Genomic DNA, 20,481 nt, shown 5'->3' with positions numbered 1-20,481 from the left:
ACACCCACACGGGCCGTGTGGACAGCTCGGACCCAGCAACCGGCCGGTAGGGTGGGTGGGGTGAGAACGACCCCCGAACTGCTAGCCGCCGTCGCGGCCGCGGCCGTGCCCGGAGTGGCCCCCGTGGCCACCGGTCCTTCTCCCGACGACGCCGCGGACTTCCGCTCGTGCGTGGTCCAGGACGCCGCCGGGAAGCGCTGGCGCGTCCGCAGCCCCCTGACCACCGAGGCCAGCATGCGTCTGGAGACCGAGCACCTCGTGCTGCAGGCGTTCACGCCCTCCATCCGCTCCCACCTGCCGTTCCACCTGCCCACCGTGGCCGGCTCTGTGGCGCAGGGCGAGCTGCGCACGTTCGTGTACTCCCACCTGCCCGGCAGCACGCTCAGCCTGCGCGAGCTGCAGCGGCAGAACACGGACCCCGAACCGCCCGTGCACGCACCCTCCCCGAGTGCGGCGCCGCGCGCGCCGCTGGCCGTGCAGATCGGCCGCGCACTCGGCGCGCTGCACAGCCTGCCCCGCGCCCTCGTGATGGACGCGGACCTGCCCGCCTACAGCGCCGAGCAGTGCCGCAAGCGCATGCTCCACGACCTCGACCGCGCCGCGACCACCGGGCTGATCCCCGGCGCCCTGCTGCGCCGCTGGGAGGAGGCCCTCGAGGACACCACCCTGTGGCAGTTCTCCACGCGCGTGGTCCACGGGGACCTGCACGAGGACAACATCACGGTGGACCACGGCGCGCTCGCCTCGTTCACCGGCTGGAGCGACCTGCACGTGGGGGATCCCGCCGAGGACTTCTCGTGGCTCGTGGGCATGGGCGACCCCGCGTTCGCGGACACCGTCCTGGAGGCGTACTCCGTGGCCGCCGTGCAGCCGCCCGACCGCCACCTGCTGCGCCGCGCGCACCTGAAGGCCGAGTTCGCGCTCGCGGAGTGGCTCGTGCGGGGCGTGGACCGGAACATCCCGTCCATGGTGGACAACGCCCAGCGCATGCTCGACACCCTGGCCCGTGACGTGCGGGCCAGTGCCTCCCCGTCCCCGGGCGTGCCCGGACCGGTCGAGGAGGCCCCCTCCGCCGGGGTCCCGCACAGCGGTCCCCCCGAGTCGGCGGCCAACACACACCGCAGCGCGGCCGCCGGGAGTCCCGCCACCGCAGGGCACCGGGCACCGGCGGACGACGCCGCCGCGTCGCACTCCGGAGCGGCGCACCCCACGCGGGGTCCCCGGGTCGAGGGCACCGCGTCGGGTGCGACCGCTGCCTCCCGGGCCCCGGCCGAACCCCCCACGCTCTCCGACGCGGCCGCACCCGCCGAGGGGGCAGCCGACCGGGAGCGGACCGACGGGTTCGACCCCACGCCCGGTCACTTGGGCGAGGACGACCCGTCCGCAGAGGACACCCCGCCCCGCGCGTAGAGGGAGGACACGATCCCCTCGAGCTGCTGCTCGTCGGCGAGGTCGAGGGGTCGCACCACACGGTCGGAGGCCACGTAGTAGAACGCCGCGGACACGCTCTCCAGCGGAATGCCGTGCAGCCGGGCGAACGCGAGCCGGTACAGGGCCAGCTGCCCCGACTTCCTGCGCAAATCCTCCCCGTGGGGCACCCGCCCGGTCTTCCAGTCCACGAGCTCCCAGCCGTCCGCGGTGCGGAACACCGCGTCGATGCGCCCGCGCACCGTGAGGGAACCGACCGGCGTCTCCACGGGCAGCTCCACCGCGTAGGGCTGGCGCTCGGCCCACGGGCTCGCCCGGAACGTCTCGGCGAGCCGGGGCAGGTCGAGGTCCTCGTCCACGTGGTCGTCGGCCCCGGGCAGCTCGTCGGGGTCGAGCAGCGCGGAGTCCCCGTAGAAGTTCTCGACCCACGTGTGGAACGCCGTGCCCGCCCGCGCCGCCGAACCGGGCCTGCGGGGCATGGGGCGGCGCAGGGTGCTCACGAAACCCTCGGGGTCGCTGTCCATGGCCACCAGGGCGGACGCCGAGACGTGCGAGGGCATGTGCACCGTGCGCGGGCGCTCGGGGTCCGAGCGGCGCGCGAGCAGCAGCTCCGCCTCGTGACGCCAGCGCCGCACCCGGGCACCCGCCTCACCCGCGGCGAGCTCCTCGTCCGGGACGTCGGCCAGGTGCGGGAAGCCACCGTTCCGCACGGCCTGCGCCGCGGCCTCCGCGCGGGCGCGCCGTCCCTCGTGGGCCGGGGGCAGCACGGTCTCGCTGAGCGTACCGTCCGCGTCCCGCGAGGTGCGGGTGATCACGGGGCCCTCCAGGGGGTCGTAGGGCCACAGGGCAATGACCCGGGTGTCCAGCTGGGGATTGCCCTCCAGCTCTCCCGGGTCCGCCCACGGCCCCGCCTCGAACCCGGGGGTGGCGGACTCGGCCATGTCGCGCGCCTCCCGCAGGAAGGGCGAGACCTCCTTGGGCTTCTTGCCCGTGCCGCGGTACACCGAGCCGGAGAGCTCCAGCAGGGTCTTGGCGCGGGTGAAGGCCACGTAGGCCAGCCGACGCTCCTCGCCGAGGTCGTGCTCGGCGACGTCCTCGGCGAACTCCCCGAAGGACGCCTCGAGCTCCCGGACGTCGTCCACGCGCGGTGACCACTCGGGCAGCTGGGAGGCGTCACCCCGCAGCGGCCACGGGAGCTTGGCCGCCTCAGCCGTCCAGGCCGAGGAGTTCGTGGACGGGAAGTCGCCCTGGTTGAGGCCCGGGACGTGGACGTGGTCCCACTCCAGGCCTTTGGACGCGTGGACCGTGAGCAGCTGCACGGCGTCGTGGCGAGTGTGGGCGGGCGGCAGCTCCAGACCGTTCTCCTCACGGGACGCCGTCTCCAGCCACGCGAGGAACGCCGCGACGTCGTGGGTGCGGGTGGTCGCGGAGAACTGCACCGCCTGGTCCGTGAAGGCGTCCAGGTTCCGGCGCGCGGTGGCGGGGTCCTCCCCCGGCAGCGCGGCCAGTTCGATGTCCAGGCCCAGCACGGTCTCCACCTCGTGGATCACCGTGGTCAGCTCGTCGCCGAGCACCTCCCGCAGCGCCACGACGTCCTCGCGCAGCGCCCGGAGCCTGCGCATGCCCTCGGGGCTGATGCTCCTGCCCCGCGAGGAGACCCAGCCGTCCCGGGGAAGCGTCTCGAGCGCCTCGACGAGGCTGGAACCGTCCACGGCGTCGGCCCTCACGACGTCGTCGGGGCGGGTGTCCTGCTCACCCCGTGCCGCGCTCTCGTGCCGTCGTTCGAGCTCCGCCGCCCAGTCCCCCAGCGCGGCGAGGTCCCGGGCTCCGAGACGCCAGCGGGCCCCCGCGAGCAGCCGGGCCAGGGCGTCCGAGCGGCCGGGGTCCGTGAGCACGTGCAGCATGGCCACCACGTCGCTGACCTCCGGCGTGTGCAGCAGCCCGCCCAGACCGATGACCTCGTAGGGGATGTCGAGTGCCTCGAGCTCGAGCCGGAGGGGCTCGAACTGCGCCCTCCGCCGGCACAGCACCGCCATGGTGGGCATCTCCGCGAGCGGCTGACCCTCGTGGGCGGCCCGCTGCTCGTGGATGAGCTGGGCGGTGGCCCGGGCCTCCTCCGTGTCCGTGGCGTAGCGGCTCACGCGCACCCGCCCGCGGACCGCGCCGGGAGCGGGGTCCAGCGGCGGCACCTGCACCGTGGCCGCAGAACGGCTCCAGGCGGGCGCGGTGCGCAGCGGGGCGGCCACGGCGTTGGCGACGTCCAGGACGGACAGGCTGTTGCGCCACGCCGTGGTCAGGAAGCTCGTGGCGGCGTACTCGGACCCACCGTCCGCCGTGCGGCGCGGGAAGTTCTCCACGAAGCTGAACAGCTGCCCCGAGGAGGCGCCGCGGAACCCGTAGATGGACTGCTGCGGATCACCCACGGCCATCACGCAGTGCCCGTCCCCGTAGAGGCCGGAGAACAGTGCCAGCTGGGCGTGGGAGGTGTCCTGGAACTCGTCCAGCAGCACCACCTTGAAGCGGTCCCGCTCCACGGTGCGCGCATGCGGGTCCACGCGCACTATGCGCGCCGCGAGGGAGAGCAGGTCGCCGTAGTCCAGTGCGGACTCCTGCCGCTTGACCGCGTGGAAGCGCTCCACCAGCTGGGCGAGCACGTCCGTCTGCTCCATGCGGGACAGGGCGCTCACCACGTCCTTGCCCGGCGTCCGCTTGCGCCCGTCCGGAGGCACGTCCTGGCACGCGAGGCGGAAGCGCTGCACGAACTCGCGGATCCGGTGGGCCTCCACCAGGTGCTCGGACGCCTCGGAGGACAGCTTGATGACGCCGCCCGTGAGCGTGTTCACGGCGGGAACCGCCTCGGGCAGCGGGCCGTCCCAGCCCCGCACGAGCTCGCTCGCCAGCTGCCACGCCTGGGCCTGGCCGAGCAGCACGGTGTCCGACTCGATGCCCAGGCGCAGCCCGTAGCTGCGCACCAGGGAGTTGGCGTAGGAGTGGTAGGTGCTCACGGTGGGTTCCTGGACGGCCGCGGGGGCGTCGTCGTCCCCCTCCGGCTCCTCGATGAGACCCGCGTGGCGCAGCATGCGCAGCTTCGTGGCGATGCGCTGCGAGAGCTCCCCGGCGGCCTTGCGGGTGAACGTGACACCCAGGATCTCCTCGGGGCGTGCCAGTCCGTTGGCCACGAGCCACGTGACGCGGTCGGACATGGTGGTGGTCTTGCCGGATCCGGCGCCGGCCACCACGAGCCGCGGCGTCAGCGGCGAGGCGATGACCTCGGCCTGCTGCTCCGTGGGCGGGAAGTCGCCGAGGGCCTCGGCGATGTCCTGCGGGGAGAACCTGATGTCCTCCGGGGTGAAGTCCTTCATGGTCATTTCTCCGTCACCTGTCTCCCCTGGGCGCACAGCGGGCACACCCACGGCACCGCGCACGACCTGCCGTGGCTCCCGTTCTCCTGCTCCGCCGTGTGGCGGGCCTCGAACCGGGTGCCGGCCATCAGCAGGGCGGCCTGCGTGATGAGCTCCCGGGCCCACTGCTGGTCCTCGTCCAGCGGGTCCTGCTGCTGCACGCCGGGCTTGGCCGTGGCGTCGCCCAGCTGCACGAGCAGTGCCCCGCCCGGCTGGGTGAGCACGGTGCCCTCGGGTAGCTCGATGCGCTCGGGGCGGTCCGTGCCGTGCAGGCCCTCGCCCTGGACGCTGTCCTGCATGGCCTGCCCGGCGCCGGCCTGCAGCGCCACCTGGTACGCGGCGAGCTGGGGGTGCTCGGGGATGTCGGCCCCCGTGGGCTTGTGCCTGCCGGTCTTGAGGTCCACCACCACGTGGCGCCCGTGGGCGTCCACCTCCAGCCGGTCCACCCGGCCCGTGAGCAGGGCGTCCCGCGCGGAGTCCCGCACGAGCACCTGGAAACCGCCCTCCACGGCGACCAGTTCCCGCTCGTGCCGGGTGCGCATCTCCCGGGCGTACTGCGCGAACTTCCGCAGCATGGTCTCGGCGCGTTCGAGCTCCTGCGCACCCGTCCACCCCTCGGGCATGCCGAGGGAGGGCCAGCGCCGCCGCAGCTCCGCGATCAGTTCCACGGCGTCCGCGTCCGGCATGTGCTCGGCGATGTCGTGCACGAGCGTGCCCAGCCCACGTTTGAGGTCCGTGGTCTCCGTGGCGCGGGCCTCCCCCACAAACCAGTCGAGCGGTGAGCGGTGCACAGTCTCGATCTTGGAGGGCGAGACCCGCACCGGCTCCTCGGCGTCGAACAGCGCCTCCTCCGTGGTGAGGGGGTTCACGCCCCACCACTGCTCCGGTGCCGCACCCGCCACGGGGTCCTGCGCCGTGGCGAACTCGTGGAGCAGTCGGGCGGCCGCCTCGCGCTCGGTCTCCGGGGTGTCCACCGCGTTCAGGGCCCGCCGCAGGGTTCCGGTGAGCTGGCGCAGGGTGAGCGGTTCCGGCGCGTCGAGCTCCTCCACGGTGATGCCGGTCTCCTCGCCACGGCCCAGCGCCACGAGGTCCACGAACTCCGACGGCTGCTCGTCCTGGGTGGCCACCGCCGTGACGGTGAGCCCCGAGCGTGCCCGGGACACAGCGGTGGCGAACTGGCGCAGCTCGTCGAAGCGCACCTGCCGGAGGCGGTCCACCGCTCCGAGCCGGACGGCCTGCTCCGGGCCGTGGTCCAGGGCGTCCGTGAGGACGTCGGTGCCGAGCAGCTGACCGCGCAGCGCCGTGTTGGGCCACACCCCCTGCTGCACGCCCGCGACGACCACGTGGGACCACTCCCGACCCGCCGCCCCTGCGGGGGTCGTGACGGAGACGTTGTCCTCGGCGGGCGCCCGGGCGGCCAGCGTGTCCATGGGCAGCTCCTGGTGGTCCATGTACTCCATGAACGCGCTCGCCGTGGCTCCGGGCACCTGGTCCACGAACCGCTCGGCCGCCTCGAACAGCCCCACGACGGCGTCGAGGTCACGGTCTGCGCGCACGGCCTCCGCCCCTCCCGCCAGGGCACGACGCCGCCAGCGCGGCCCCACGCCGGAGGCCTCCCACAGCGCCCACAGCACGGACTCGGCGGTGGCCCCCGGGGTGTCCAGGGCGTCCTGGCCGGCCTGGAGCATGTCGGCGACGCGGGCCGCGGCATCTGAGCGGACCTCCGCGAGCTCCAGCAGCAGCCCGTCCCCGAGAGCCTGGACGAGGAGGTCGTCGCTCGTGCGGCCCCCGCCCGTGCGCAGCTCGTAGCCGCGCAGGCGCTGCCGGATGCGCCGCACCTCCATGGGCGAGGCGCCGCCGATCCGCGAGGTCAGCAGGGAGACCGCCGTGGCGGCGGTGAGAACGGTGCGGGCGCTGCGCGGGTCGCCGGAGGCCGCGGAGTCCTCGCTCACGAGGTCCTCGTTCCTCCCCGCGGTGGAGGGGGCGCCGTCGACCGGGCCCTGGACGACCGGGCGCACCTCGGACAGCATCTGGCCGGCTCGGCTCCGGTCGAGCGCTGCCACCCCTGGCGTGTCGTCCCCCGCTGGCCCGGTCTCCCCCTCTGAAGAAGCGTCCCCGTCGAGCGGCCCTTCACCGTCGTACGGCGCCTCCCCGTCCTGGGCCGCGCCCACCGGCTGCGCGTCGGGGGACGCGTGCTGCCCGGAGGGCGTCTGCCGATCGGCATTCTGCTGCTCCTGCCCGGGTGTCGCCTCCTGGGCCGCGAGCAGCAGCCGGAGGGCGTCCAGCAGCGGGATCACCGCGGGCTCGTCCCGCAGGGGGGTCTCCGCGGCCGACGTGGTGGTGGGCACTCCCAGAGAGGCGAGCTGCCGGGTGAGCGCGGAGAGCTGCGGGCCGCTGCGCACGATCACCGCCATCTCCCGGTAGGGGATCCCCCGCAGCACGTGCAGTCGCAGGAAGTGATCCGCGCACCAGCGCGCCTGGGCGGTGGGCGAGGCGAACGTGGCCACGCGCACGCCGTCCGGCGTGACCAGCCGCCCTGCCGTGCCGGGACCGGTGCCCGGCGCGTTCACCCCGTCCGCAGGGTCCCCGCCGGGTTCCGGGTCGGTGTCGGCCGGCTGCTCCGGCGCCCGCTCCGTGCGCGCCCCGGCGATCACGGGAACGGCCCGTGCCACCCGCTGCCACGCCTCGTTGACGGGCAGGGACATGCGGTGGCTCGTGTGCAGGTGCAGCCGCTGGACCGGGTGCGACGGTGTCCCGACGCGGTCCTCCAGCGTGCGCAGCAGATCGGGGCGGGCCCCGCGGAAGCCCTGCACCGTGGTGTCCGGGTTCGCGGTGAACACGGCGTCCCGGCCACGGCACAGCACGCCGATCAGCCGGTGCACGGACGGTGTGGCCTCCTGGAGGTCGTCCACCATGACCACGTCCAGGCGCTGCTGCTCCCGGGAGAGGAAATCCGGGTGCTCCTCCAGCACCCGGGCGGCCCGGTCCACCAGCTCGGAGGGGTCGAAGACGTTGGGCATGCGCAGCGCACGGACCTGCTGGTACTCGGTGCGGAACGCGGCCGCCGCGCGCCACTCGGGATGCCCGAGGGGCCCGGCCCACGCCGCGAGCTGCTCCGGCTCCACCCGGTACTCGTTCATGCGGTCGAACAGCTCCCGCAGCTGCCCCCGGAACCCCCGCGTGCCGAGCGCGTCCTGCAGGTCAGCGGGCCACACCACCGCACCCCCGAGGCCCGTGGCGTGGCCGCGCATCATCTCCGCGAGGAAGGCATCCTGCTCGGGGCCGGACAGCAGCACGGGCGGCAGGTCGATGCCGGTCAGGAGCTCCTCCGCCTGCGCGCGCCGCAGGACGTCGAAGGCGTAGGCCTGCCACGCCCGCACGAGCGGCGTGCTGATGGTGGCCGCGGCCCGGCGGCTCACGAGGTCCCGCAGCGTGGCCGCGGACTCGCGCGAGGGTGCGAGCACGAGCATCCGCTGGGGGTCGGTGCCGTCCGCGATCCGCCGCACCACACCCTCGACGACCACGGTGCTGCGCCCCGTGCCGGGCGCACCGAGCACGAGCACGGGCCCGTGGCCGGCGGGCAGGTCCACCACGGTCTGCTGCGCCGGGTCCAGGGTGGTCCCCGCCTGCCCGGTGCCGGTGCCGCGTGGCGGGAGGACCCGCCAGGACGCTTCTCGCTGCGTTCGCATGCGCTCATCCCACCACGGGCCTCCGACACTCATAAGGGCATGGGTCACACCCGGTACCGTGGTGCCATGCCTTCCCCACGCCAGCCCGACGACGCCGCCCAGTACGCGCTCTTCGACGCCCCGCAGCCCCCTGCCGGACCGGGTGCCGCCGCTCGGCCCACACCGGAGCCCGAGCAGCCCTCGCTCTTCGATCCGACCCCCGGACCCGCGGAGGCACCCGATGACAGCTCGACCGGGCCAGCGCCACAGCGGCCGGGATCGACCGGACCGGGGTCAACGGGACCGGGTGTGGCGCCCGCATCCTCCGAGACGCCCACGTCCTCCAGGACCATGGCGAGTGCGGCACAGGCTCCGCGCGGGTCCGTCGCCGGCCCCTCCACCACCGGGCCCCGGGCACCGGGCTCCGCGAACGGTGCGCTCACGAACGGCACGGTCGCGAGCGGCGTCGTGGCGGCGGATGCCCCGTGGCACCAGGGCCCCCGCGCGTGCTTCGACCTGGAGACCACCGGGCGCGACCCCCAGCAGGCGCGCATCGTGACCGCCTCGGTGGTGCTCGTCTCCCCTGCGGGGGACGTGCTGCAAGAGTGGGAGTGGCTGGCCGACCCCGGCGTGGAGATCCCCGAGGAGGCCGCCGCGGTGCACGGGGTCTCCACGGACCGCGCCCGCGCCGAGGGACGCCCCGCGGCCGAGGTGGCCGCCGAGCTGAGCGAGGTCCTGGCGGGGTTCTGGCGCGAGGGCGTCCCGGTGCTGGCGTTCAACGCCGCCTACGACCTCACGGTGCTCACGCGCGAGACCGAGCGTCACGGTCTGCCCGCCCCGGAGCCTTTCCCCGTGCTGGACCCGTTCGTGCTCAACAAGCAGGTGCACCGCTACCGCCGGGGCAAGCGCACGCTGGGTGCGCTGTGCGAGGAGTACGGTGTGGTGCTCGACGCCGCCCACACCTCCGCCGAGGACGCCCTGGCCACCGAGCGGCTCGCCGCTGCCCTCGCCGATCGTTTCGCAGAGCTCCGCCAGCCCGCCGCCGCGCTGCACGAGGCGCAGATCGGGTGGGCCGCCGAGCAGGCCGCCTCCCTGCAGGAGTACTTCCGCCGCAAGGACCCCACCGCGGTCGTGGACGGCACGTGGCCCGTCCACCCGCGGCCGTAGACCTCGCTGCCCCAGCACGACGGCGCGGCACCCCTGTCAGGGTGCCGCGCCGTCGTCGTCGTGCCAGTGCGCGCCCCGCCCCCGCGACCGGGGCCAGGACGCGCAGCGCAGGGCCGGGTCAGGCCTGCGGGGGCTGCGCCTCCGCGGCGGCCCGCGCCGCGGCCGGCAGCGCGGAGAGGATCCGGTCCATGGCGGAGTCGTCGTGCGCCGCGGAGAGGAACCACGCCTCGAACACCGAGGGCGGCAGGTAGACCCCGGCGTCCAGCATCGCGTGGAAGAACGGCGTGTACCGGAAGGCCTCCTGGCCCTTGGCATCGGCGTAGTCGTGCACGCCCGTGGACCGGGTGCCGAACGCGAGCGAGAACAGGCTGCCCACCTCCTGGATGGAGTAGTCCACCCCGGCGGCGTCGAGGGCCTCGCGCAGACCGGCGCGCAGCTGCTCGGAACGGCGGTCGATGGTCTGGTAGGCCACCGCGTCCGCGCACTTGAGCGTGGCGAGACCCGCGGCCATCGCCACCGGGTTCCCGGACAGCGTGCCCGCCTGGTACACGGGACCGGTGGGGGCCAGGTACTCCATGACCTCGCGGCGGCCACCGAGGGCCGCGGTGGGCAGCCCGCCGCCGATGACCTTGCCGAACGTGAACAGGTCCGGGGCCCAGCTCTCGCCCGCGGCGTTGCTGAGACCCCAGTACCCGGCCTCGTGCACGCGGAAGCCCGTGAGCACCTCGTCCAGGATCATGAGCGCGCCGTCCGCCTGCGTGATGCGGCGCATCGCGGCGTTGAAGCCGTCCTGCGGGGTGACCACGCCCATGTTGCACGGGGCGGCCTCGGTGATCACCGCAGCGATCCGACCGGGGTGCTCGGCGAACGCGGCCTCGAGCGCGGCGACGTCGTTGTACGGCAGCACGAGGGTCTGCGCGGCGGTCGCCTCGGTGACACCTGCGGAGCCCGGCAGTGCGAGCGTCGCGAGCCCCGAACCGGCCTCGGAGAGCAACGAGTCCACGTGGCCGTGGTAGCAGCCGGCGAACTTCACCACGAGGTCACGGCCCGTGTACCCGCGGGCCAGGCGCAGCGCCGTCATGGTGGCCTCGGTGCCCGTGGAGACCATGCGGATTTCCTCGAGCGGTGCCACGCGGTCCACCACGAGCTCGGCGAGCTCGGTCTCACCGCGCGTGGTCGCGCCGAAGCCCAGACCGCGCTCGACGGCCTCGTGCACGGCCTCGGTCACCACGGGGTGCGCGTGCCCGATCAGGGCGGGGCCCCACGAGCACACGAGGTCCACGTACTCGCGGCCGTCCACGTCCGTGAGGTACGGGCCCTTGGCTGCGGCGATGAACGGCGGGGTGCCGCCCACGGAGTTGAACGCGCGCACGGGCGAGTTCACGCCACCGGGCATCACACGGCGGGCACGGTCGAAAAGTTCTTGCGAAACACTCATGAGATCACTTCATTCCTTTCGCCGGGAACGGGTCCCGGCCACCGTACCGGTGGGGTGCGGCGGTTGGGCTGTCACCGGCCGTTCTCGCGGCGGAGCCACCCGGCGAGCTCTGTGGCGTAGTAGGTCAGGATCGAGTCGGCGCCGGCGCGCTTGATGGAGAGCACGGACTCGCGGATCGCGGCCTCGCGGTCGATCCACCCGTTGGCGGACGCGGCCTCGATCATCGCGTACTCCCCCGAGATCTGGTACGCGGACACCGGCACCGGTGAGGCGTCCGCGATCTCGCGCAGGATGTCCAGGTAGCTCATTGCGGGCTTGACCATGACCATGTCCGCACCCTCGGCGAGGTCCGTCTGCAGCTCCAGCAGGGCCTCACGCCGGTTGGCGGGGTCCATCTGGTAGGTCTTGCGGTCCCCGGTGAGCGTGGAGTCCACGGCCTCGCGGAACGGGCCGTAGAACGCCGAGGAGTACTTGGCGGTGTACGCGAGGATCGAGACGTCCTCGTGGCCCGCCGCGTCCAGGGCCGCGCGGATCACGCCCACCTGCCCGTCCATCATCCCGGACGGGCCCAGCATGTGCGCCCCGGCCTCCGCCTGGGCCACGGCCATCCGGCCGTAGATCTCCAGCGTGCGGTCGTTGTCCACGCGGCCCCGGGCATCCAGCACGCCGCAGTGGCCGTGGTCCGTGAACTCGTCCAGGCACAGGTCCGCCATCACGACGACTCCGTCCCCCACCTCCTCGCGCACCGCACGGATGCCGCGGTTCAGGATCCCGTCCGGGTCCAGTGCGGCGGAGCCCTCGGCGTCCCGGGTCTCGGGCACGCCGAAGATCATGAAGCCGCCCAGGCCGAGTTCCACAGCCTCCGCGGCGGCGCGCCGGAGGGAGTCCATGCTGTGCTGCACCACACCGGGCATCGAGGACAGGGGCTGCGGTTCACTGAGCCCCTCCCTGACGAACACCGGCAGGATCAGGTCGGAGGGGTCCACCCGGGTCTCGGCCACGAACCGGCGCATGGCCGGGGTGCTGCGCAGCCGCCGGGGGCGGGACACGAGGTCGTACGAGACGTCGTCGTTCATCTGCAGGTCTCCTGGTTCATCGAATCGTTGCATTATGAGAATTTGTTGAGCCCGGCCGTGCCGGGGGTTCCGAGCGCGTGCACCACCGCATCGGCGAGCGCCTCGGGAGTCGGTTGTGCCGCGGTCACCGGGGTGAGTCCCTGCTCACGCAGGGCGCGGGCGGTGGGCTCCCCGATCGCGATCCACGCGGTACCCTCTGCCGGACGGTTGCCGTCCAGCAGCTGCCCGGCCCGCGACGGCGCCGTGACCACCACCGCCGCCAGCTCACCGGAGGCGCACGCGGCCCGGGCGGCCGCGCGGTCGAGTTCCGGAGCGTCGTCCGGCTCGGACGCGATCGTGCTCAGCGGCCGCGGGGCGGGGGCGGGCTCCATGTCGTAGGCGCGGACCCGGCAGACACGGTACCCCCTGGCCCGCAGGCCGTCCTCGAGGGTGTCCGAGGCCAGCGCGGACACGGGCAGCAGGGCTCGGGGGACGTCGCCCGGCGACCCGGCACCCGCGGTCCCCGTTGCGGAACCGGCGTGTCCGGTGGCGCCGGTGCCCGCGCGCGTGCCGAGACCGGAGGATGAGGTGTCGGCACCCGCCACACCGCGAACGCCAGAGCGGCGCGCGACGGATGCCTTCCACCGCATGTCGAGACCCTCCGGCCACTCCGCGAGCATGCCCGCGGCGCTGGAGGTCCCGGCGGGCACGAAGTCCACCCCCACGCCGTGATCGGCGAGGGCCCGGGCGGTCGCGGCACCCACGGCGGCGATCCGCAGCGGGGCGGGCCGGGCGGCGTCGTCCGTGGCCACCACCGGGGCGCTGGCCCCGGGCGCGGGGGACGACGCGACGACGCCCGTTGCCACTGCCTCGATCCGGGCGGGACCGGTGGCGGAGTCCCCGGCAGTTCCGGGGGCGGCACCGGGCGAACGGGCGGCGTCGAGCCGGGCGCCCCAGTCGGCGGTGTCCGCGACCGCCGCAAGGGCGTGGACCGCGGTGGCGGAGGTCACGCACAGCCACGTGGGAACGGTGGGGCGGACAGCCTCGCACAGCAGGGCACGCAGGGGCTCGGGGTCGGGGGGCAGGGAGGCCTCCAGCAGCCGGGCCGCGCACGGCTCGTACCCGCGCTCCCGCAGCAGTGCGGCCAGGGGTCGCGCGGCGGCGGGATCGCGGGTGACGAGCACGCGACGAGCGGTCACAGGCTCAGCCGGGCCAACCGGTCGGCACCCTGGGCGAGCAGGTCGTCCGCGATCCGGCGCCCGAAGGCCTCGGCCTCCTCGACGGAGGGCGCGGGCACGGACTCGCTGCGGCGCATCACCTCGGACCCGTCCGGGTTGGCGACGACCACGTCGAGCTCCAGGACGTCCCCGGCCACGCGGGCGAACGTGCCCACGGGCGCGGCGCAGCCGGCCTCGAGCTGGGCGAGCACGGCCCGCTCGGCGGTGACCGCGAGCCGCGTGGGCAGGTGGTCCACGGCCTCGAGGCCACGCATCAGGGCACCGGAGGGATCCAGCCTCGCACTGACCTCGAGCGCGAGCGCCCCCTGCCCCGGGGCGGGCAGCATCACGTGCGGATCGAGGTACTCGGTGATCCGGCCCTCCAGGCCCAGCCGTTTGAGCCCCGATGCGGCGAGCACCACGGCGTCCAGGTCCCCCGGGTCCGCCGGGGCCACCCGGTTCAGGCGGGTGCCCACGTTGCCGCGGATGTCCACGATGCGCAGGTCCGGGCGCAGGGCGCGCAGCTGGGCCACGCGGCGGGGTGAGCCCGTGCCCACGGCGGCACACTCGGGCAGCTCGGCCAGTGTGAGGCCGTCCCGGGCGCACAGGGCGTCCCGCGGGTCCTCGCGCTCGGGCAGGGCCACGATCCGCAGCCCCTCCACCGGGGCGGTGGGCAGGTCCTTGAGCGAGTGCACCGCGAGGTCCACGCGGCCGTCCAGCACCTGCGACCGCAGGGCGGTGGCGAACACCCCGGTCCCGCCCATCTGGGACAGCGGTCCCGTGAGGACGTCCCCCTCGGTGCGCACCGTGACGAGCTCGTGGTCGATGGCCCCGGCACGGGAGACGGCCTCGGCCGCCCACCGGCTCTGGGTCATGGCCAGCTGCGAACCGCGGGTGCCCACCGTGAACACGGCTCCGCTCACCGGTGGATCACCTCGCCGTTCTCGTCGAGACCTACGGGAATGGGCTCCCCGACGGGGCGCTGGGCGATCGTGGGGCGGGGCTCGCTCTGCCCGTGCAGCACCTTGACGCAGCAGTCCGGGGCGCACGTGTCGAACCACGTGCCCTGCGCGCACGCAGAGACCCGCGGGGGTGCGGAGGGTGTGCCCAGGCGCTGCTCCACGAGGTCCGCGAGCGCCGCCACGAACTCCGGGTCCGTACCGGCGGTGGGGATCCGCTCGAACTCCAGCTGCGCCTCGGCGGCGGCGTCACGGGCCTCGGTGTCCAGGTCCCACAGCACCTCCATGTGGTCCGAGACGAAGCCCAGGGGCACCACGGCCACACCGGTGACGCCCTGGGCGGGCAGCCCCTCGATGACGTCGCAGATGTCCGGCTCGAGCCACGGCACCTGCGGGGGCCCGGAGCGGGATTGGTACACGAGCTCCCACTCGACCCCGGCCATGGGCTCGCCCACCTGCTCCACGATCCAGCGCGCGGCCGCGAGGTGCTGCGCCACGTAGGCGGAGTCCCCCTCGAAGTCCATGCGCTCGGGGCCCGCGGCGTTCGCGTCCGTCATGGGCACGGAGTGCGTGGTGAACAGCACGCGCAGCGGACCGTCGGTGCGCTCGCGCAGGGCGAGCAGCGAGTCCCGCAGCTTGGTGGCGTAGGGGCGCAGGAAGCCCTCGGAGTCGTAGTACTGCCGGATCTTCTCCACGTGCAGCTCGTCCTGCAGCCCGGTCTCCTCCAGGCCCACGCCGTAGTCCTCGCGGTACTGGCGGCAGCTGGAGTACCCGGAGTACGCGCTCGTGGCGAGCACCAGCAGGTTCCGGTAGCCGCGCTCGTGGCTCTCGCGCAGCACGTCCGCCACGTACGGGTCCCAGTTGCGGTTGGCCAGCAGCACGGGCAGCTCCACACCACGGCGCCGCAGCTCGGCCTCGAGCGCGTCCCGCAGTGCACGGTTCTGGGCGTTGATGGGGCTCACCCCGCCGTTGGCACGGTAGTGGGTGGCCACCTCCTCGAGCCGCTCGTCCGGGATGCCGCGCCCGCGCGTGACGTTGCGCAGGAACGGGATCACGTCCTCCTGGCCCTCCGGTCCCCCGAAGGAGGAGAGGATCAGGGCGTCGAAGGAGTGCGGCGCGTTCGCGCGCTCGGCACTCAGGGCATTGGTCTCTCGGGTGTCAGTCATCTCAGTCGAGCACCTCGGCGATCTCCTCGGTGGTGATCCGGCGGCCCGTGTAGAACGGGGTCTCCTCGCGCACGTGCAGACGGGCCTCGGTGTTGCGGAAGTGGCGCATGATGTCCACCAGGTCCACGAGCTCGGGGGCCTCCAGGGCCAGCAGCCACTCGAAGTCGTTGAGCCCGAAGCACGCGATCGTGTTGGCGAGCACCTGCGGGTACTCGCGGGCCTTCATGCCGTGGTTCTTGAGCATCTCCCCGCGGCGCTGCGGGTTCATGTAGTACCACTCGTAGGAGCGCACGAACGGGTAGACGCACACCCACTTCTGGGCCTCGGCACCGCGCGCGAACGCGGGCGAGTGGTTGGACGTGAACTCCGCCTCGCGGTGCACGCCCATGGCGTTCCAGGACTGCCGGGTGCCGGCCAGCAGGGGCTGTCGGCGCAGCTCGCGGATCGCGGCCTGCAGCGCGTCGGGCTCCTTGCCGGTGAGCCACAGCATGAAGTCCGCGCCCTCGCGCATCCCGGAGACGTCGTACATCCCGCGCACGGTCACGTCCCGCTGCGCCAGCTCGGCCACCAGGGCGTCGAAGGCGGCCCGGTTCTCCGCCGAACCGGCGTCCTGCGGTCGCTGCCCCGTGCGCTCCAGCACCGTGTAGGCCGCCCAGTAGAGCGTGTCGCCGCCCTCGTGCGCGGCGTCCTGCGCGGTGCCGTTCTCGTGCTCACTCATCGTCGTCGTCCTTTCACCGTGTTCTCTTCTCATTCGCCGTCCGTGGTCGGGGCCCGGTCACGGCGACGCCGCCGCGGCACCGGGTGCCGATCGCGCGGCTCAGGTGCCCGTCACGTCGTAGCCGTGGCGCGCGAGCAGGGACCTGACCTGCTGCCGGGTGTCCGTGACCACCGCCGCAAGGCCGGTGCCGGAGAGCCACGCCCCCACGGCCACCGCGTCCGGGATCTCCGTGAGAGCCCGGCGGAACCCCGTGACCCGCGCCGTGTGCCCGGCGTCGGTGCGGGGCAGCGCCGCGTGCCAGCGGACCACGTCCGCGCCCACGAGCTGCTCCGGGGCGATGGGCACGCCCAGCAGGGCGCTCGCGTCCCCGAGGGCGAGGGAGATCAGGTGCCGGTCCTCCAGGGTCACCTCGGGCGAGGGCCCCGCGCCCTTGGGCGTCATCCGCCCGTAGGACAGCCGCACCACGTGGCGGTGCTCCCCGGCCTCGCGGGCCACCCAGTCCCACTTTGCGCTCGAGTGGGTCAGGGCCTTGGCGCGGACGTCACGGACGTCCTCGCTCACGAGCACCCCCGTGCCGCGCGGGGCGTCGTCGAGCGCCGGGCAGTCCAGCACGAGCGTGGCGAGCGCGATGCGCGGCCCGGAGCGCGGCGTGTAGTTCTGGGCATCGGCCATGTGCGAACCCATCAGGCGCACGGACGTGGGCCCGTCTGCGGCCATCACGAGCAGCTCGCCGCGCGCCACCGCGGTCTTGTCCCCGTTGGTCGGCTGCCGCTGGATCACCATCCACCCCGGGCGGCGCGGATCTCGGTCCAGGGCGATCACGTCGTAGCGGGTGACGAGCTTGACCCCCAGCCGTTCGGCGTCGCGCACGAGCCCCTCGCTGAGCAGGTTCATGCCGCCGTCGATCCCGGCCACGTTGGCACCGGCCGGGCTGGCCTCCCGCAGGGCGCCGGCGGCCGCGCCAAGGCTGCCGAGCTCCCGCATGCGAGCGCGCAGACCGGGCGCCACGGCGTCGACGTCGAGCTGGTCGGGGTGCGTGGAGTAGACCCCGGAGACGAAGGGGGCCACGAGACGGTCCACCACGCGCTGGCCCATGCGGGCGCGCACCAGACCGCCCACGGTGCGCTCCCCCGCGCCCACGCGCCCCGGCAGGGCGCGGTCCAGACGGGCCCGGGAGACCCCGGTGCGCCCCAGCGGGAGGCGCAGCTCGGGTGCCGTGGGATCCGCGGGGATGCCGAGCACGCCCGAGCGCGGCGCGGGAACGGCACCCTCCGGGAGGAAGAGCCAGGAGCCCGCGGGGTGCGGTGTGACCATGCGCTCGGAGAGCCCCAGCTCCGCCATCAGCTCGGGCACGGCGGTGGAGCGCGTGGCGAAGGACTCCGCCCCCGAGTCCAGCACCAGGCCGGCGACCTCGTGGGCGCCCACGGCACCGCCGAAGTGGTCCGAGGCCTCCACGAGCGTGACCCGCAGACCGGCGGAGGCGAGGTCCCGCGCGGCCGTGAGACCGGCCACGCCGCCGCCGACCACCAGCGCGGTGCGGGGGCGGCGGGCGGAGGGCCGCCGCGGATCGCCGGAGGAAGTTGTCACCGAGTCTCCTTGTGGATGAAGGTCACCAGTTCGCTCAGGACGCGGGGGTCCGTGTCCGGGGGCACCCCGTGGCCGAGGTTGACCACGTGGCCGGGGGCCGCGGAGCCGCGCCGCAGGACGTCCCGGACGTGCTCGTGCAGCACCTCGCGGGGGGCCGGGAGCAGGGCGGGGTCGATGTTGCCCTGCACCACGGTACGCCCGCCCAGCCTCTGGGAGGCCTCGTCCAGCGGGATCCGGTAGTCCACGCCCACGGCGTCCGCGCCGGCCTCGCGCATGGCCACGAGCAGCTCCCCGGTGCCCGTGCCGAAGTGGATGCGGGGCACCCCGAGGTCCGCCACGGCACCGAGCGCCTGCGCGGAGTGGCGCTGCACGTGCGCCTCGTAGTCCCCGAGCGAGAGTGAGCCCGCCCAGGAGTCGAACAGCTGCACGGCCGAGGCCCCCGCCTCGACCTGCGCCCGCAGGAAGGCGCCGGAGGTGCGTGCGGCCCACTGCGCGAGGGCGTCCCAGGCCGCGGGGTCCGCGTGCATCATCGTGCGTGGCCGCAGGTGGTCGCGGGAGGGCCCGCCCTCCACGGCGTACGCGGCGATCGTGAACGGTGCCCCCGCGAAGCCGATGAGCGGGGTCTCGCCGAGCTCGGCCACGGTGCGCGCCACGGCCTCCCGGACGGGGTCCAGTGCGGAGTCCGGCAGCTCGGGCAGCGCGGCGACGTCCGCGGCGGTGCGCACGGGGTGCTCGAGGACGGGCCCGCGCCCGGCCACGATGTCCACGCCCACGCCCGCGAGCTTCATGGGCACCACGATGTCGGAGAAGAAGATGGCCGCGTCCACGCCGTGGCGGCGCACCGGCTGCAGGGTGATCTCCGCGGCGAGCGCCGGGGTCAGGCAGGCCTCCAGCATGCCCGTGCCCTCGCGCGCGGCGCGGTACTCGGGCAGGGAGCGTCCGGCCTGGCGCATGAACCACACGGGGCGGTGCGCGGCGGGCAGGCCGCGCAGCGTGCGGATCAGGGGGGACTGCGAGGTGCCACCGGCCCGCAGGGGGTGGTTCTCCGGCAGCGCGGCGATCCGCCGCTCCCACGCCGCGGCCGCATCAGGGGCCGTGGTGCCGGGATGTGCGGCATCCGCGCCCGAGGGGGTCCCGGCGGGGCGTGACCCCGTTCCGGGAGCGCTCCCGGGAGAGCTGGGTCGGGCGGTCTCGTCGCTGCGCTCGTTCTGGGATGCCATGATGCCCCCATTGTGCCAAAGGACCCCGACGCGTTTGGCGACGGAGTGTCCGGGACCCCGCCCCGGGAGGTCGGGGCGGGTGGCTATGCTGAGCGGACCAGAACGACTTCGTCTAGGATGGCGGGATTGTGGTTCTTTTCTGTCTTGTCGCTTCGCACCGCACCGTTGACCTCAACACCGTCGCACGCTTGAGCACCGGGGCCCTCGGTGTGGCCGAGGACGCCGTGTCCCGCGGTGCGCTCGCCGGAGCCATCACCCTGTCCACGTGCAACCGCCTCGAGCTCTACGGCGAGCTGCCCGAGCACGCCTCCGTGGACGTCCCCGGCGCCCAGCAGCAGCTGGCCGAGCGGATCGCCCGGCGCGCGGGGCTCGACGAGCGCTTCGTCCTCGAGACCATGGACGCCTACGAGGGGCCCGAGGTCCCCCGCCACCTGTTCACCGTTGTCTCCGGGCTGGAGTCGGCCGTGGTGGGGGAGCGCGAGATCACCGGGCAGGTGCGCCGGGCGCTGGCCGGCGCCCAGCAGTCCGGCACCGCCTCCCCGCACCTCGTGCAGCTGTTCGAGGCCGCCGCGCGCACGGCCCGCGAGGTGGGTGCGAGCACCGGGCTCGGCGAGCGCGGACGCTCGATCGTCTCGGTGGCCCTGGACCTCGCCGACGACATCACCTCCGGGGACTGGCCCGAGCGCCACGCCCTCGTGTTCGGCACCGGCGCGTACGCGGGTGCCACCATGGCCGCCCTGCGGGACCGCGGGTGTGCGGACATCGAGGTCTACTCCGGCTCTGGGCGCGCCCAGCAGTTCACGGACCAGCGCGGCGGCTCCCCCGTCACGGACGAGTCCCTGCCGGGGGCACTGCGCCGCGCGGACGTGATCATCGGCTGCTCCGGCGGCTCCGCGCCCATGCCGGCCTCCCGCTTCCCGGCCGGGCCCCGCACCGTGGTGGACCTCGCCCTCGCCCGGGACTTCGACCCCGCCGTCGCGGACCTGCCCAACGTGGAGCTGATTACCCTGGAGTCCGTGCGCGTGGCCGCACCCGAGGAGACCCGCGAGTCGGTGGCCGCCGCCCGGGAGATCGTGGAGCGCGCGGCCCGCGACTTCGAGAACGCCCGCACGGCGCGCAGCATGGACCAGGCCATCGTCGCGCTGCGCAAGCACACCATGGCGGTGCTCGACGCCGAGCTCGACAAGGTGCGCACCCACCACGGCTGCACCGGGGCGGAGGAGCAGATCGAGATGGCCATGCGCCGGATGGTCCGCTCCCTGCTGCACACCCCCACCGTGCGTGCGCGCCAGCTCGCGGCGGAGGGCCGGGCGGACGAGTACATCACCGGGCTCGAGGCGCTGTACGGGTTGGAGGTCGCCGTGCCGGACGTCCCGGAGGAGACCGCCCCCTCCACCCGGCAGGACCCCTCGGACACCCCGCGACCCCGCGCGGTGGGCTGATGACGCCCCGCCCGC

General features: G+C 74.4%; 13 protein-coding genes. 3 read left to right on the top strand and 10 right to left on the bottom strand.

Going from position 1 to position 20,481, the window contains the following annotated elements; all coding sequences use genetic code 11:
- Window positions 1-60: 60 nt before the first annotated feature.
- Window positions 61-1,410 (top strand): macrolide 2'-phosphotransferase, encoded by a 1,350-nt coding sequence (locus DNL27_RS12580; RefSeq protein ID WP_305037661.1) that lies wholly within the window; start codon window positions 61-63, stop codon window positions 1,408-1,410.
- Here DNL27_RS12580 and DNL27_RS04835 read toward each other — a convergent pair.
- Both DNL27_RS04835 and DNL27_RS04830 read right to left on the bottom strand, forming a co-directional pair.
- Window positions 1,359-4,796 (bottom strand): ATP-dependent DNA helicase, encoded by a 3,438-nt coding sequence (locus DNL27_RS04835; RefSeq protein WP_112234861.1) that lies wholly within the window; start codon window positions 4,794-4,796, stop codon window positions 1,359-1,361. The two genes, DNL27_RS12580 and DNL27_RS04835, sit on opposite strands and share 52 nt — an antisense overlap.
- Complete coding sequence (locus DNL27_RS04830) at window positions 4,793-8,518, bottom strand: UrvD/REP family ATP-dependent DNA helicase (protein WP_112234860.1); 3,726 nt, start codon at window positions 8,516-8,518, stop codon at window positions 4,793-4,795. The genes DNL27_RS04835 and DNL27_RS04830 overlap by 4 nt, the downstream gene beginning before the upstream one ends.
- A 447-nt stretch (window positions 8,519-8,965) precedes the next feature.
- On the opposite strand from DNL27_RS04830, the gene DNL27_RS04825 reads away from it, so the two are divergent.
- A complete protein-coding gene (locus tag DNL27_RS04825) occupies window positions 8,966-9,664 on the top strand; it encodes a 3'-5' exonuclease (RefSeq protein ID WP_112235757.1) in 699 nt (232 codons plus the stop codon).
- Between the two features lie 118 nt (window positions 9,665-9,782).
- Here DNL27_RS04825 and hemL read toward each other — a convergent pair whose 3' ends face one another.
- The 8 genes from hemL to hemE all read right to left on the bottom strand — a co-directional run bounded on the left by hemL (window position 9,783) and on the right by hemE (window position 19,024).
- Window positions 9,783-11,102: a glutamate-1-semialdehyde 2,1-aminomutase gene (hemL, locus tag DNL27_RS04820; RefSeq protein ID WP_112234859.1), complete on the bottom strand. Its 1,320-nt coding sequence runs from the start codon at window positions 11,100-11,102 to the stop codon at window positions 9,783-9,785.
- 71 nt (window positions 11,103-11,173) lie between these two features.
- Window positions 11,174-12,178 (bottom strand): porphobilinogen synthase, encoded by a 1,005-nt coding sequence (gene hemB / locus DNL27_RS04815; RefSeq protein WP_012397923.1) that lies wholly within the window; start codon window positions 12,176-12,178, stop codon window positions 11,174-11,176.
- A 32-nt stretch (window positions 12,179-12,210) separates the two neighbouring features.
- Window positions 12,211-13,356 (bottom strand): uroporphyrinogen-III synthase, encoded by a 1,146-nt coding sequence (locus DNL27_RS04810; protein ID WP_112234858.1) that lies wholly within the window; start codon window positions 13,354-13,356, stop codon window positions 12,211-12,213.
- Complete coding sequence (gene hemC / locus DNL27_RS04805) at window positions 13,353-14,297, bottom strand: hydroxymethylbilane synthase (RefSeq protein WP_112234857.1); 945 nt, start codon at window positions 14,295-14,297, stop codon at window positions 13,353-13,355. Before hemC ends, DNL27_RS04810 begins: the two co-directional genes overlap by 4 nt.
- Window positions 14,294-15,499: a ferrochelatase gene (locus tag DNL27_RS04800; protein ID WP_112234856.1), complete on the bottom strand. Its 1,206-nt coding sequence runs from the start codon at window positions 15,497-15,499 to the stop codon at window positions 14,294-14,296. The genes hemC and DNL27_RS04800 overlap by 4 nt, the downstream gene beginning before the upstream one ends.
- Window position 15,500: 1 nt before the next feature.
- Window positions 15,501-16,217 (bottom strand): hydrogen peroxide-dependent heme synthase, encoded by a 717-nt coding sequence (hemQ, locus tag DNL27_RS04795; RefSeq protein WP_112234855.1) that lies wholly within the window; start codon window positions 16,215-16,217, stop codon window positions 15,501-15,503.
- A 99-nt stretch (window positions 16,218-16,316) separates the two neighbouring features.
- Entirely contained in the window at window positions 16,317-17,804 is a 1,488-nt protein-coding gene (gene hemG, locus DNL27_RS04790; RefSeq protein ID WP_112234854.1) for a protoporphyrinogen oxidase, read from the bottom strand.
- The gene (gene hemE, locus DNL27_RS04785) at window positions 17,801-19,024 is read right to left on the bottom strand and encodes a uroporphyrinogen decarboxylase (RefSeq protein ID WP_112234853.1); all 1,224 of its coding nucleotides are present in this window, start codon (window positions 19,022-19,024) and stop codon (window positions 17,801-17,803) included. Before hemE ends, hemG begins: the two co-directional genes overlap by 4 nt.
- 128 nt (window positions 19,025-19,152) lie before the next feature.
- Here hemE and DNL27_RS04780 point away from each other — a divergent pair, with 128 nt between their 5' ends.
- Complete coding sequence (locus tag DNL27_RS04780) at window positions 19,153-20,466, top strand: glutamyl-tRNA reductase (RefSeq protein ID WP_012397916.1); 1,314 nt, start codon at window positions 19,153-19,155, stop codon at window positions 20,464-20,466.
- Window positions 20,467-20,481: the final 15 nt, after the last annotated feature.

The organism is Kocuria sp. BT304 (assembly GCF_003290245.1).
Taxonomy (GTDB): domain Bacteria; phylum Actinomycetota; class Actinomycetes; order Actinomycetales; family Micrococcaceae; genus Kocuria; species Kocuria rhizophila_A.
This window is presented reverse-complemented; position numbering and strand designations above follow the sequence as displayed.

Coding starts and splice junctions, on each gene's coding strand:
- hemE (WP_112234853.1), bottom strand. CDS start 19,024: ATGGCATCCCAGAACGAGCGCAGCGACGAGACCGCCCGACCCAGCTCT.
- hemQ (WP_112234855.1), bottom strand. CDS start 16,217: ATGAGTGAGCACGAGAACGGCACCGCGCAGGACGCCGCGCACGAGGGC.
- hemB (WP_012397923.1), bottom strand. CDS start 12,178: ATGAACGACGACGTCTCGTACGACCTCGTGTCCCGCCCCCGGCGGCTG.
- DNL27_RS04835 (WP_112234861.1), bottom strand. CDS start 4,796: ATGACCATGAAGGACTTCACCCCGGAGGACATCAGGTTCTCCCCGCAG.
- hemL (WP_112234859.1), bottom strand. CDS start 11,102: ATGAGTGTTTCGCAAGAACTTTTCGACCGTGCCCGCCGTGTGATGCCC.
- DNL27_RS04800 (WP_112234856.1), bottom strand. CDS start 15,499: ATGACTGACACCCGAGAGACCAATGCCCTGAGTGCCGAGCGCGCGAAC.
- DNL27_RS04830 (WP_112234860.1), bottom strand. CDS start 8,518: ATGCGAACGCAGCGAGAAGCGTCCTGGCGGGTCCTCCCGCCACGCGGC.